This window comes from bacterium, from assembly GCA_022616075.1.
In the GTDB taxonomy this organism is placed as follows: domain Bacteria; phylum Acidobacteriota; class HRBIN11; order JAKEFK01; family JAKEFK01; genus JAKEFK01.
This window is the reverse complement of the sequence record JAKEFK010000246.1, coordinates 1-13,322: the sequence shown is the minus strand read 5'-3', so window position 1 is coordinate 13,322 and position 13,322 is coordinate 1. Positions and strand designations below refer to the sequence as shown.

The following is a 13,322-nucleotide window of genomic DNA, read 5'->3' as shown; positions in this document are numbered from 1 at the left end:
TCTCCTGACTTCCAAATCCCCGCGCGCCACTTGGTCCACTCCATAAAGACGCATTATCCCGCGCGCGGGGATTTCAAGGGGCGGCAGCCCCTTGGCTAGGATTTTGTAAATAATGCGGTCCGCGCGAATCGTATATTGAACCTGCGAAAAAGCTTTTACGTTTTTTGAAGGATCGGATGCGAGCACGACCAGATCCGCATCCATTCCTTTTGCGATTCGACCTCTTCGCTTGGATTCGTTGAACCGTTCAGCAGGCGATATTATGAGGGATGCTAAAATTTTCTGCCAGCTTAAACCAGCCTGCGCCATGTATTCATATTCCTGCGTCGGATCGTAATCTTTGATGTAGCCAACATCAGTGCCGAACAGAATTTGTCCTCCCGCTTCGGAAAAAACTCCGACCTCTTTCAAAATGTAATTGAAAATAATGCGGCCCGCTGAAGAGTTTCAGAGTGGGAATCATGGACATTTTATTTGCCTTCATTTTTGCGGCATGATCCGGATTTTTTCGGTGCCCGCAATGAAAGAATTAGTGAGAAGTAGAATCATTAAGATCGCTGTTATCGCTGTTCGATGAGACATCCGAATCCTTATCAGAGCAGGCCAGAGGCCCATAATGCAGGCTGGAAGCCTGCGCTCCTAGGTTCCCTGATATCATATACAACATGACAAAGCGACTGAATACAGGCATTCTCCTTTTTCCCGATGTGGAAGTTCTGGATTTTGCCGGCCCTTTCGAAGTTTTCTCCCGTACCCGGATCACGCCCGGAATTGAATCGCGACGATCAAATGACTCCGCTCCCTTTCAAGTATTTACCGTTGCGAAGTCCACATCGAAAATCATAGCGACCGGCGGTTTAGGGGTGTTGCCTGATTATTCTTTTTCGGACCATCCCAAAATAGATTTGCTTGTTGTTCCTGGAGGTTTTGGAACGAGGTCTCTTCTTTCAGATCAAGAAACTCTTGAATGGATCCGGAATGTTTCTTCAAGCGCAACGCTTACGACTTCGGTTTGCACAGGCGCGCTGCTTCTCACCAAAGCCGGACTTTTGAATGGAATGGAAGCGACCACTCACTGGGGAGCGATCGAACTCATGCAATCGATCAACCAGGCCGGCCAGCACAACATCACAGTGCTCAACGATCGACGCTTTGTGGATTCCGGCAACATCATGACATCAGCGGGTGTCTCGGCCGGTATCGATATGGCGCTCCACATCGTTGAACAAATGTTCGGAAAAGCCGTTGCTGATGAAACTGCGACCTACATTGAATACCGGCGGCAAGTTCCCTAACAGACGATCGTTTATTGACTCTTCGCCCTTATTCAGGGGAGGCTTCATAGGCTCGTTTTAGAGCTTTGATGTCAATCTTCGTCATTTGAAGCATTGCTTCCATGACCCTTTTCGCCTTTTCAGGATCCTTGTCTCGTAGCATCTGGCCCAAAATTGGAGGAACAATCTGCCAGGATAAACCATATCTATCTTTGAGCCAGCCACATTGTGATTTTTGTCCGCCTTCGGAAAGCTTTTCCCAAAACTCGTCTATTTCTGCTTGAGTTTCACAGCTCACAACAAAGGAGATCGCCTCGGTGAATTTGAATTGCGGGCCACCGTTTAACGCAATAAATTTCTGTCCTTCGAGCTCGAATTCCGCGGTCAATACGCTCCCTTTCGGTCCCGGTCCCGCATCTCCATAACGAACGATGCTCCCGGTTTTGGAATTTTTGAAAATGGATGTGTAAAAGTTCATAGCCTCTTCAGCTTTGTCGTCGAACCACAAGAACGGTGTAATTTTTTGCATCATATCCTCCTTAAATGCAAGTCTAATGATTGTCGTTCGCCCCGCTCAAAATCGACAAGTAGCGCGGGCGTCCCGCCTGCGCAGACGAGACGTCCGCGCTACTTTGTATAATAGACGCCATGAAATACGCAAAAGCACTTTTCGCCTTATTTCTATCAGCATCCTTACTTTTTGCTTCGGAAGTGATCCAGCCGCCTGTTGCAGCGAAGAAGCCAAAACTGATTCAGATCCATCAGGATGAAGTAACCGACAATTATTTCTGGCTGCGCGAAAAAACGAATCCCGAGGTGATTGAGTATCTGAACGCGGAGAATCGCTACGCGGAACAGATGCTCGCTCATACGAAAGAGCTGCAAGAAAAACTATACAAAGAAATGCTTTCCAGGATCAAAGAGACCGATCTTTCCGTCCCTTACAGAAATAACGGGTACTTCTATTACAGCCGGACTGTTCAAGGGAATCAGTATCCGATTTATTGCAGAAAGAAAGGGTCTCTGGACGCAGCAGAGGAAATCCTGCTTGATCTGAATGAACTCGGCGAAGGAAAACAATTCATGGACGTTGGCGACTTTGAGATCAGTGATGACGGAAATCTGCTCGCCTATTCAACCGATGAAACCGGATTTCGAGTTTACAACCTTTTCATAAAAGACCTGAGAACCGGCAAGCTCCTGCCGGATCGCGTGGATGATGTGGGAAGCGTCTTCTGGGCTGCCGACAATAAAACCCTTTTTCACATCACCAAAGATGCTGCCAAACGGCCTTATCGCTTGTATCGTCATGTGCTCGGTGCGAAAACCAGCGAACTGTTACATGAAGAGAAGGACGCGCGTTTCAATCTTTTTGGCTGGCGCACAAGGAGCAGGAATTATCTGATTGCCGTTTCTGGCAGTTCCACATCGACTGAAATCCGTTTCCTGAGCGCGGACCGCCCAATGGCTGAGTGGAATGTTCTGGCACCCAGAAAAGAAAATCTTGAGCTGAACGTGGATCACCATGGCGATCATTTTTATATCCGTTTGAACGATACAGGCCAAAATTTTCGTCTGGTAAAAGTACCGGTCGATTCAGTGGAAGAGAAAAATTGGGAAGAAGTGATCGCGCAACAGCGGGATGTAATGCTGGAGTCGGTGGATTGTTTTGCGGACCACTACGTGCTATCGGAAAGAAAAAACGGATTCCCACGGATTCGAATCGTCAATTTCAAAACCGGAGATTCGCATTCCATCGAATTCTCTGAACCGGTCTACAGCACTTATCTCTCCTACAATCCTGAATGGAACACAAATCTGCTTCGATTCAATTATGAATCCTTCATCACACCGGATTCCGTTTATGACTACAACATGGATTCGCGGCAGAAGACTTTGTTGAAGCAAACGGAAGTGCTGAGAGGCTATGATCCGGACCAATATACTTCGGAGCGCTTGTATGCTAGCGCAAAAGACGGGACCAGAATCCCGATCTCGATTGTGTACAAGAAAGGCTTCAAAAAAGACGGAAGGGGTCCGCTGTTGCTGCATGGCTACGGATCCTATGGGGCCTCATACGATGTGGGCTTCTCTTCAAACTCCTTGAGCCTTCTCGATCGCGGTTTTGCCGAAGCGATCGCTCACATTCGGGGCGGCGGAGAATTCGGAAAGGAGTGGCATGATGCAGGCCGTCTGCTGAACAAGATGAACACGTTTTACGATTTCATCACGGCAGCGGAATATTTAATCGAAAACAAGTACACCTCGAAGGAGAAACTGGCAATCGAAGGGGGCAGCGCCGGAGGACTGTTGATGGGTGGAGTAACCAATATGCGTCCCGATTTATTTAAAGTCGTCATCAATCGCGTCCCTTATGTGGATGCAATCATTACGATGCTGGATGAATCGATACCGCTGGTTACAGGAGATTTTGAGGAGTTCGGAAATCCAAAGATCAAAGAGCAATACGAGTACATGAAGCTATTTTCGCCGATCGATAATCTGGCAGCGAAGGACTATCCAGCGATTCTGGTGCAGACTTCCTTGAACGACAGTCAGGTTATGTATTGGGAACCGGCGAAGTATGTGGCGAAGATGCGCTCATTGAAAACAGACAAGAATCCGCTCCTGTTGATCACCAACATGAGTGGAGGCCACGGTGGCGCATCGGGGCGGTACGATCGGCTAAAAAACACGGCCGTGAATTATGCCTTCATTCTGGATCAACTTTCTACGGTCAAATGATATAAGCTTGCAGGAAGAAGGAATACCTTGGCGCGAAGTGATCAAGCCCAACAAAGGAAGCTAACTGAAGGCCAGATCAAACAGGAGCGCGCACTCGCTCTTGTCATCTGGCTCGATATGCTGCTGATCGTCCCTTATTTGGTTGTCGCCATCTTGGTCGGTTCGCTGGCGATGATCGCAGAAGTCGTTCGCGGATCGCTATTGCTGATTGTTATCTGCTTTTCACTGCGCACGTTGCGCCGGGCTAATCGCGGATATTCCGGCGAATACGATTATGGTATCGGCAAGTTGGAGCGTGCCCTTTCAGGAGTTGTTGCGGTTCTGCTCCTATTCGCGGCAGGCTTCATTATCTGGCGCGCGTTTGTCAGCCAACCGGAATCACCATCTTCACCGTTTCTCGCAGCCCTGGCCGTCGTCTTCGTGAGTCTGAATCTGGGCATCAACTCTTACCCCCTTTTGCCTCTGTGGCGCGCATTGCGTGATCAGCCTTCTGTGATTGTGCTCTCTCACTTTCGCGCGCGGCTTGCCAAGGCTCTGGGTTCGATGGTGGTTGTCTCGTGTGTTGCGATTCACATGTATACCTCAGACCCGAGGATAGGACAAATCGCAGAAGGTGTCGGCGCTGTGATGGTCTCCGGATTCATGATCGTGGTAGCCATTAGCCTGTTGCGCGAGGTGTTGCCGGATATGCTGGACCGCGCTATTGCTGAGCCGATGCAGATACACGTTAATCAAACGCTGGCCAAATTCTTCGATGATTACGATGAATTGATCGCGGTGCGCACACGCAGGTCCGGCAATGTCATCCATGTTGAGATTACCCTGGGTTTTGCGCCTGATAAGACAATGGGCGAGTTACGCGGAGTTGTCGCACGGATCCAGGATCATCTTCAGCAAACAATCCCGAATAGCGATATCCTGATTGTTCCCCGCTCAACAACCAGAAGGAGCGCGGAGTAAACTTCCGGATTATTTTCTCCTTCTTGTTAACTGGACGCAGCTCTTGAAAACGCTAGTTCTTGGACACAATGCCCACCGGAACTTGCTTTTTTCATATAGTTGTATATACAATTAAATCATCATGGCACAAACGAGAAAAGTAAATGCGAAAAAGGAACGAGGAGCTGCGGAGCGTATGTCTCAAGAGTGCATCGCATTCCGGCTTCGGCTTCTGAATCGCGCGGTGACCAGGCTATACAACGAAGCATTTCGCAGTTTTGGGATCACCGTGAGTCAGTTGAACATTCTCGTTGCTGTGTGCCGAATGGGTACGGCAGAGCAACAGGCGATATGCCGGGCGCTGCACCTGGATAAGTCCACGCTCAGCCGCGACGTGATCAGGATGCTGGACCGCGGCTGGTTGCGGAGTTTGCCGGGCAAAGACGGCAGGAGCAACTGTCTGGCTGCGACTCCCAAAGGAGAAAAGCTGCTTGAAACAACCGTCCCCGCGTGGAATCAGGCTCAAGAAAAAGCGAAGTCGCTGTTGCGCAAGAAAGGTCTTCTCAGTCTGGAAAAAGCTGTGGTATCTCTCCGGGGTTCCACTCATTAAAAAAATGAATACGAATGTTGTATATACATCTTAGGAGGAATCATGACAACAAAAATAGAAAGTATCGTACACGCACATAAGGCTTTCATCCCTGCGGCCGGACATCATTTGTTTCTGCCGCTCTATGACCCGCTCGTGAAGCTCCTCGGCGGAGATAGCGCCAGAAAGCAGCTTGTGCTGCAGGCCTCGATTGGAACGGGAGAGCGGGTACTGGACGTTGGTTGCGGGACGGGGACTCTCGCTCTGTTGATGAAGAAGAATCAGCCGGATGTCGATATCACAGGAATCGATCCGGATCCCCGGGCGCTGGGGAGGGCAAAACGGAAGTCCGAAAAAGTTGGATTCGATATCCGGTTCGATCAGGGATTTGCGGAAAACCTTACCTACGCGGAAGACTCGTTTGACCGGGTGTTTTCTTCCTTCATGTTTCACCATCTGCAAAAGGAAGAAAAGGAGGGCATGCTCCGTGAAGTCCGCCGGGTGTTGAAGCCCAACGGCTACTTCCATCTTTTGGATTTTCACAGGCCGGAACAGAATCGCGCAGGAAGGTTTTCGCGCTGGATTCACTCGAGTCGTTTACTGGAAGACAATTCCGAAGCTCAAGTGCTCGCCTTGCTGCGCAGAGCGAACTTCACAGAGGCCAGTAAAGTAGAGGAAGGAACGATGCTCTTCTGGAGGACAGCTTTCTACCGCGCCTCATAAACCCCCACATGCACCAGGCAATTCAGTATTTTTGCTGCATTACCTGCCGGTAAACAACGTCTTCTCATCGACAAAACAGAGAGGATTGCCAAAAGGATCCTTCAAATAGAAGGACCGTTCTCCCCATGGTCTTTTTTCAATCTTCCCCATTGCCATTCCATGATCGATCTTGGTTGCGAGGCCGCCGACGCGAACAGCGCGCTCGTAAACAGCCTCCAGATCAGACACGGCGAAATAAATGTGGTCCTGATTCGCACGCGCATCCCATGGGTCGCCATCTGCTCTTGGATTCACGAGAGCCAGGATCACGCCGCCGCACGAAAAGTAATGGCGCCCGGGTGATACCTGTTGCCCCTGAATTCCCAGCAACTCGGTGTAATACTTCACTGCTTTAGCCATATCGGAAACCGGAAGGATTACGCGAAACAAACGCGGCACATGATTGCTGGAGGATTTTTCTTCGGTCCGGCCGAAAGAAAGTCCTATCAAGAAAGAAACCATGAGTAGTAAAAAAAATCTTTTAGAACAAATTCCCTTTGCGAGCATTGGAAGTCCTCCTTATTAGAGAATGCTATCATTGAGCCGTTGCGATACTAAGAGTTGGTTTCCACTCGATTTTTTCCGGCACGTTTTGCCTTATAGAGCGCATCGTCTGCCTTTGAAACCAGTTCTGCGGTTAGAATTCCATCCCATGATGTGGCCGCGCCCATGCTAACTGTGGTCTGCAAGATGCGATCCTGAACTGGAATCTTTAACTCGGCAATGGCGCTTCGCATTTTCTCAGCCACAACCACCGCACCGGCGCAGTCTGTCACCGGCAGCAGAACCGCAAATTCCTCCCCACCGTATCGGGCGACAGTGTCGATTTTGCGGCTGTTATCCCGAATCGCTCCGGCAACTGCTCGCAACACCTGGTCTCCCGCATGATGGCCATAGGTGTCATTGATGCTTTTGAAATTATCGATATCCACCATGAGCACGGAAAATGCTTTTTTCTCCCGGACGCTTCGCGAAGCTTCTGATGCGAGTCTCTCATCAAATACAGCGCGACGAAACAACCCTGTAAGAGAATCGCGCGTTGCCAGAGCAAACAGTCGCGCATTTTCAATCATGGCTGAAACCTGTAATGAAGCAAGACGGAGTTCCTCAAGTTCGGCGCGGGAAAGACGTTCCCCCGTTTTTTTCTTCCCAAGGCAAAGTAAAGCGTTTGTGCGATCGCGAAACGAGATCCCGAGCACGTGATCGTAACATCCGTTTGAGTCAGCCATTCCACCTTCAGCGATTGCACGGTTGGCATCAACGCTGTCGATGTGAGTCAGTTTCGGTTGATCTCCTGCCGAGCCCGCAAGGTGAAACGACGAACCATCCTCATTGACCACGTAAATTGCCACAGAATTCGATCCCATTCCTTCGGCAATGTGATCTGTGAAAACCTTGCACAGCACATAGATGTCTGTGTACTCCGCAACTCTTTCCACGATCTCCTTCGTCAGCTTGCGTGACACCATTCGCTCTGGAAAAAAGAGAGTGTCGATCAGAGAGCTCATATTGCGGATTACAGGCCACAAAATAACACCCAGGACAAGACAAACAACAGTGAATCCCCAGAGCGAATTTACCGCATTCGGAAACAGCAGTTGCGCGCTCAACACGATGATGTAACCGGCTGAAACAAGCAGTGCCAGAGTCACTGCAAGTAGAATCCCACGCCGCAGATGGACATTGACTCCAAACATTTGAAATCCGTGGATTGCCAGAAAGAATCCCACAGGTAGCAGAAAAATTACGAGCGTCTCCAAAGTTGAGTAAAGCGGCAGATTCATGAGACGGGGAGCCACCGCTGCGCTGAATCGAAATAAACCATACGGCATCAGGCCGGCGCAGACAGCAATGGCCTGACGCTTGGCTGACAGGGATGTAGAAAGGTATCCGGCATGCGCGACCAGCATTGAGCCTCCCAATGTTGCATAACCGTAAAACCCCAGGACCAGAATGCGAACAAAACGTCTCGACTCGGTGATGGAAGAAGGAAACGCGGCAATCCACCGCCCATCAATATTTGCATAAATGAACGTTGCAAAAATGGCAAGGGCAATCGCTGCAAGATAAGTGTTCCGGATGATAGAAGGATAGTGCCCGGCAACAGGTTTCTCTTCCGGCAGGAGAGAGCTCATGTGCAACAAGAGTGCAGACATCAGCATAAACACTGCGCTGTGAAGAAACGTGTAAAGCAGTTGCCCGAGCGTTTGAGCGCCCTTCGGAGGAAACTGGTAAAAAACAAAAGTGAACGCCACAAAAACAGAAACGGCAACAAAAACTCGAACGCGGTGGTCGTTTGGTCGAAGTCCGAAGCTGATTACGCTGAGCACTGCATAAAGAAGGACTGTTACGGCAAAAATCAAACGCTCCACCGCGCTGTATTCAGGGTAAATCAGGAAATAAACCGAAAGCACTACCCCGGCAAAAAAGAGGATCAGCAACGACCGGATCATCACCACCAATGTAGCATAGCCTGCATGAGATCCGCGGCGTGCTATACTCTATCCAGCGAAAAACGTTTGGCCCGATTTGCCTATCTAGGACAAAAATCCTGTAGAAAAAAGGCAACTCCTGTTGCGGAAAAACAATTGTAGTTGCTGAAACTTTTGAGCTTCCAGGATCGTACTCTCTCAGCATTTCGAAACCTATAGTTGGCAAAGAGCTTGCTCTTGATCAGCGAGAATAGTGAGGTGGGGTTATGATTTTTGCAAAATGGATTCGGGACTTTGTTCAATTTGTGCCATTTTTGATGCTTTGCGGAACACTTTGCGCGGCTCCAGCCTTTCAAGTCACGGAAACGGCGTTGTCTTTCGGCGATCTGACGTTTGGCCAAAGCAGAACGTTGAGCTTCAAGGTGATCAATCTACAAGCGACGCAGTTAACCGTAACCATGAGGCAGGTTACGGCTCTCTTTTCAATCAGTTTTGGTTCGGGATCACAGCTTTGTCAGCCATGCCAGTTAACGCTTGGTCCGAATGAGATCAAAGTAGTCGACGTCACTTTCCCTGGGACTCCGCGTTGTGTTCAAGTCAATACGCCGTTGACGGTTACAGAAGGATCGGATCAGGCATCTGTCTCCTTGAGTGCGAAGCTTCTATGTCCGGAACTTCAATTCGTTGGTACAGGCCTCAGCCTTTCGGTGCAAGGAAATGATATCAAGGCCAGTTTTTCCGTAATCAATACGGGCACGGTTCCATCGAACCTATGTGCAGGACAGGTCTTGAGGAATGGAACTGTCGTGCAGAATTTTGAGATTCCAGTTTTGTCCACATCGGTCCCAACGAATCAAAGAAGTTTCCAACAATTAATTCCTTCAAGTGCAGGTCAGAACAACATCGAAGTCCGCCTCGATACAAGCAATCAGAACCAGGAGGCGCAGGAAGATAGTAACAACAGAGACACCGCGACAATTACAATTGCTTCTGTTCCTGCTCCGCCGCCTCCCCCACCTCCGCAACCTGTGACGATCAAAGTAAGCAAAACCGGATCGGGTTCAGGAACAGTAACGGGAGAAGGAATCAATTGTGGTTCTGATTGCGCTTCCTCGGTTGACGCAGGCACGGGCTTCGAATTACGCGCTTTGCCGGCCTCGAATTCAACATTTAGAAAATGGTCGGCTGGAACCGGCTCCGCAGCCATTTGTAATGACTCTACCGTTCTGCGCTGCGCTTTCAGAGCGACTCAGAATTCCAGCATCACAGCCATTTTTGAATTAACCCAGTAAACAATACCATTTTGGCACCGTTTTGGTTCTTTTTGAACCGGTAAGTGCCAAAATGGTATCATTTTGGGCTATTTTGAACCGTTTTGGTCTCAATCTGGCATCCCCCATAAGTCTAAACTTTGATGAGAGCCCAGCAACCCTTGATTGCAAAAATCTGTCTGGCGAGATAGAGAGCATCCAGAAATGTAAATGCTAAGAAGGTGCCAAGGCTTGACTTTATGATGTAACAGTGGGAGCCAAGCCGGTATGCACTTCTCTTTCTTTGATTCACTTCGGTATTTGATAATCGTTCGACGTTCATAACGTTTCCTCCTTCACCTCTTGTATTAGCAACCGCTGTGCCATGGCAATAAAGCGACTGCACTCGACGAGCCTTGTTGCGCAGTCATGACCGGATTGACAAGCCGGAGTGGCAACTCAGTTAACAGAAGGGGAGTTAAAACGCAACTGTGGTTAACGTAAGAAATTTTTGGCAGATCTTCTGCTGCAACTTGAATATCAGGAAGAGTAGGACATGTTCGCGGTTTGTAGCGCCGGCTTCCAGCCGGCCGGCGTTACGAAAGTTCATCATTTCTTGGAATGGATATTCAAGCGCTTCATCATTTTCCGCAAACCAAAGCGGCTGATTCGGAGCGATTTTGCTGTTGCACTCAGGTTGCCACCGTGTCGATTCAGAGCGCGTAAAATCCATAATTTGCTGGTCTCGTCCAGTTTATCTTGCAGGTCAATCGAGTCCTCGCTGTGCGATAGAACATCCGGCTGAACCACATCGTATTGGGACGGCTCTTGTGCCAATTTTCCCGGCGCTAAATGGAGGTCCAGCATCTCGCCAGGATGGGCCATCGCGACCATCGCATTCAGGAGATTGATTAACTCCCTCACGTTACCTGGATAGGAATAGGATGTCAGGATAGAAAGAAGTTTTTTGCTGATTCCCGCGATCTGCTTTTTCTCGCGCTTGCAAATCTGTTGCAGCAGTCCAATGATCATCAGTCCCAGGTCCTCTTTTCTTTCACGCAAAGGAGGGATCATTATTTCTAAGGACGCAACTCGATGATACAAATCTTCTCTTAATTTTCCTGAGCGGATCAATTCCTGGGGATCTTCATTTGTGGCGCAGATGAGCCGGAAATCAACTTTAGCCGGAACATGTTTCCCAACCGGGGTTACCGCCTTTTCTTCAATGGCCCGTAGTATTTTAGCCTGAAGCTCAATCGGAAACGCACTCAGCTCATCCAGGAACAGAGTCCCTTTGTCTGCTAACGGGATCTTGCCGGTTCTTTGACTTACAGCCGTGGCAACTCGTTCCCCGATTCCAAAAAGCTCGGCCTCCATTAGATCAGCCGGAATGGCTGCGCAATTCACTGCGACGAAAGGTCCGCGCGAGCGGTTTCCGGAAAGCTGAATCATTTTTGCGAACAATTCCTTTCCAGTGCCAGTCTCCCCAATGAGCAGAACGCTGATGTCGCTGTCTAAAATGGAATGGATCTTTTGAAATATTTGTGCCATCTGCGGAGATTTTCCCAGTATCATTCCTTCAGGTACGATCAACCTGCTCGATGCAAAAATATTCTGATTTTGCGCTTCTTCGATGCTTGCAATTTTGTCGGTCCTCACTGTTTCTTTTGGAGAAGCTTTTGATTCGAGGAGCTGTACCAGTTCGTTCTGATCCGACTTCGAAACTCGCAATTCGACAATTCCCGCCTGAACCAGATCACCGGCCTTGATTTCTGATTCCACGACACTCAAACCATTCAGTCGTGTTCCGTTGGTACTGCCGGAATCCTTGAGGAGCCACTGATTCTCTTTTCGAACCAGTGTGAAATGATGCCGCGAAACTCCTTTATATGGTAAATAAAGCTGGTTTTCCGGTAAGGAGCCGGCCTTGATTTCAGTCAGGTTTTCCGTGAGAGGAAATTCGATGATTTTTCCGAAGCAATCCGCAATCAAAATCAACATCGAACATTAATATTAACCTGAAATAGACCGCAAAATCCGGTTGATAGGTTTTTGACTTCTCCTGTTGTGCAAAGTAGCATCGTTTCGAACGGCGCGATCTGTCGCGCAGGAGGTTGCTATGAAACGGGTGCTTCTACTTTATTCGTTCCTCATCCTGTTTAGTTATGTTTGTTTTGCAGAAATCCCGGTTCACACCTATTCCATCGTGGCGAGGGACCCGGAAACGGGAGAAATGGGTGTTGCAGTCCAATCTCATTACTTTACCGTTGGTCCTGTAGTACCGTGGGCAGAGGCAGGCGTCGGGGTTGTGGCAACGCAATCTTTAGTAGACGTATCTTACGGCCCTTTGGGGCTTCAGCTAATGCGAGAAGGAAAAACAGCGGAGGAAGCCTTGCAAGCTTTACTTTCGATCGATAAAGGCAAGGATGGACGTCAGGTTGCGATGATTGACGCCAAAGGGAACGTTGCAGCTCATACGGGACCGAAATCGATTGCTGCTGCCGGCCATCAGTCCGGAACAAATTTTTCCGTACAGGCGAATTTGATGGCAAGCGAAAAGGTGTGGCCTGCCATGGCCAAAGCTTATCAGAGCACAAAAGGAGAGCTTGCCGAACGATTGATTGCAGCTCTCGATGCTGCTCAGGAAGCCGGCGGCGATATTCGCGGCCAGCAATCCGCGGCGATCGTTGTCGTCAGCGGGAAGAAGACCGGCAATTTCTTTACAGATCAACTTGTCGATCTTCGAGTGGACGACCATCCCAAACCACTGCAAGAACTCCGGCGGTTATGGAATATTCAGAAAGCCTACCGCCATCTTGGTAACTCAGATGAATTCATCGAAAAGAAAGACTTCAATTCCGCGAAGAAAGAGTACGACGCAGCGATCGCTCTTTATCCGGATAATGAAGAACTTCCCTTCTGGTATGCACTTGGAATTTACAGGGCCGGCAATCAAAAAGAGGCTCTGGAAATATTCGGAGAAGTTTTCGCCAAAGATCGTGTCTGGTATGAATTGATTGATCGCCTTCCGGCGTCCGATCTGCTTCCGGCAGCCGACGTTCCGAAAATCAAAGCGGTGGGTCCATCAAAATAGGTGAACAAGTCTGCTTGTGTTGCTCTCCTTGTTCTGACGATTTCTGCGTGCTCACCTCCGGCGCCGAAAAACGAACCAGCACTCTTTACGGAAATCACCCGGCAATGCAATTTGCAGTTCCAACATGACCCGGGGATAGATGGAACCTATTTCATGCCGGAGTCTCTTGGCTCGGGCGCTGCTTTGTTCGATTACAACAATGACGGATCGTTGGACGTCTATCTTGTGAACGCTGGA

At 49.1% G+C, this 13,322-nt stretch carries 14 protein-coding genes; 8 read left to right on the top strand and 6 right to left on the bottom strand.

The annotated features are described in order from the left end of the window. Positions 1–411, bottom strand: a 411-nt coding sequence (locus tag L0156_20585) for an amidohydrolase family protein (GenBank protein ID MCI0605389.1), incomplete at its 3' end; no start/stop codon positions are given. A gap of 254 nt (positions 412–665) precedes the next feature. On the opposite strand from L0156_20585, the gene L0156_20580 reads away from it, so the two are divergent. Continuing rightward, complete coding sequence (locus L0156_20580; GenBank protein MCI0605388.1) at positions 666–1,295, top strand: DJ-1/PfpI family protein; 630 nt, start codon at positions 666–668, stop codon at positions 1,293–1,295. Positions 1,296–1,323: 28 nt separating this feature from the next. On the opposite strand, the gene L0156_20575 is transcribed toward L0156_20580, so the two are convergent. Then, positions 1,324–1,803 (bottom strand): VOC family protein, encoded by a 480-nt coding sequence (locus L0156_20575; protein MCI0605387.1) that lies wholly within the window; start codon positions 1,801–1,803, stop codon positions 1,324–1,326. A gap of 119 nt (positions 1,804–1,922) precedes the next feature. On the opposite strand from L0156_20575, the gene L0156_20570 reads away from it, so the two are divergent. The 4 genes from L0156_20570 (at position 1,923) to L0156_20555 (ending at position 6,270) form a co-directional block, all read left to right on the top strand. Beyond that, entirely contained in the window at positions 1,923–4,019 is a 2,097-nt protein-coding gene (locus L0156_20570; protein ID MCI0605386.1) for a S9 family peptidase, read from the top strand. Between the two features lie 27 nt (positions 4,020–4,046). Further along, the gene (locus L0156_20565) at positions 4,047–4,979 is read left to right on the top strand and encodes a cation-efflux pump (protein MCI0605385.1); all 933 of its coding nucleotides are present in this window, start codon (positions 4,047–4,049) and stop codon (positions 4,977–4,979) included. Positions 4,980–5,100: 121 nt separating this feature from the next. Further along, complete coding sequence (locus L0156_20560) at positions 5,101–5,568, top strand: MarR family transcriptional regulator (GenBank protein ID MCI0605384.1); 468 nt, start codon at positions 5,101–5,103, stop codon at positions 5,566–5,568. Between the two features lie 42 nt (positions 5,569–5,610). After that, entirely contained in the window at positions 5,611–6,270 is a 660-nt protein-coding gene (locus L0156_20555) for a class I SAM-dependent methyltransferase (protein MCI0605383.1), read from the top strand. A gap of 39 nt (positions 6,271–6,309) precedes the next feature. On the opposite strand, the gene L0156_20550 is transcribed toward L0156_20555, so the two are convergent. Both L0156_20550 and L0156_20545 read right to left on the bottom strand, forming a co-directional pair. Continuing rightward, on the bottom strand, positions 6,310–6,816 hold the full coding sequence (locus L0156_20550) for a VOC family protein (protein ID MCI0605382.1): 507 nt from the start codon (positions 6,814–6,816) through the stop codon (positions 6,310–6,312). A gap of 47 nt (positions 6,817–6,863) precedes the next feature. Continuing rightward, the gene (locus L0156_20545) at positions 6,864–8,762 is read right to left on the bottom strand and encodes a sensor domain-containing diguanylate cyclase (protein ID MCI0605381.1); all 1,899 of its coding nucleotides are present in this window, start codon (positions 8,760–8,762) and stop codon (positions 6,864–6,866) included. Positions 8,763–9,007: 245 nt separating this feature from the next. Here L0156_20545 and L0156_20540 point away from each other — a divergent pair, with 245 nt between their 5' ends. Next, positions 9,008–10,033, top strand: a complete 1,026-nt coding sequence (locus L0156_20540) for a hypothetical protein (protein MCI0605380.1) — start codon at positions 9,008–9,010, stop codon at positions 10,031–10,033. Positions 10,034–10,145: 112 nt separating this feature from the next. Here the strand turns inward: L0156_20540 and L0156_20535 are convergent, their stop codons facing one another. Both L0156_20535 and L0156_20530 read right to left on the bottom strand, forming a co-directional pair. Continuing rightward, a complete protein-coding gene (locus tag L0156_20535) occupies positions 10,146–10,334 on the bottom strand; it encodes a hypothetical protein (GenBank protein ID MCI0605379.1) in 189 nt (62 codons plus the stop codon). Between the two features lie 266 nt (positions 10,335–10,600). Further along, positions 10,601–11,992: a sigma 54-interacting transcriptional regulator gene (locus L0156_20530; protein MCI0605378.1), complete on the bottom strand. Its 1,392-nt coding sequence runs from the start codon at positions 11,990–11,992 to the stop codon at positions 10,601–10,603. Between the two features lie 118 nt (positions 11,993–12,110). On the opposite strand from L0156_20530, the gene L0156_20525 reads away from it, so the two are divergent. Both L0156_20525 and L0156_20520 read left to right on the top strand, forming a co-directional pair. Next, positions 12,111–13,085, top strand: coding sequence for a DUF1028 domain-containing protein (locus tag L0156_20525; GenBank protein ID MCI0605377.1), 975 nt, complete (start codon positions 12,111–12,113; stop codon positions 13,083–13,085). Further along, positions 13,086–13,322 (top strand): hypothetical protein (locus L0156_20520; protein ID MCI0605376.1); only part of this gene is annotated, 237 nt, incomplete at its 3' end.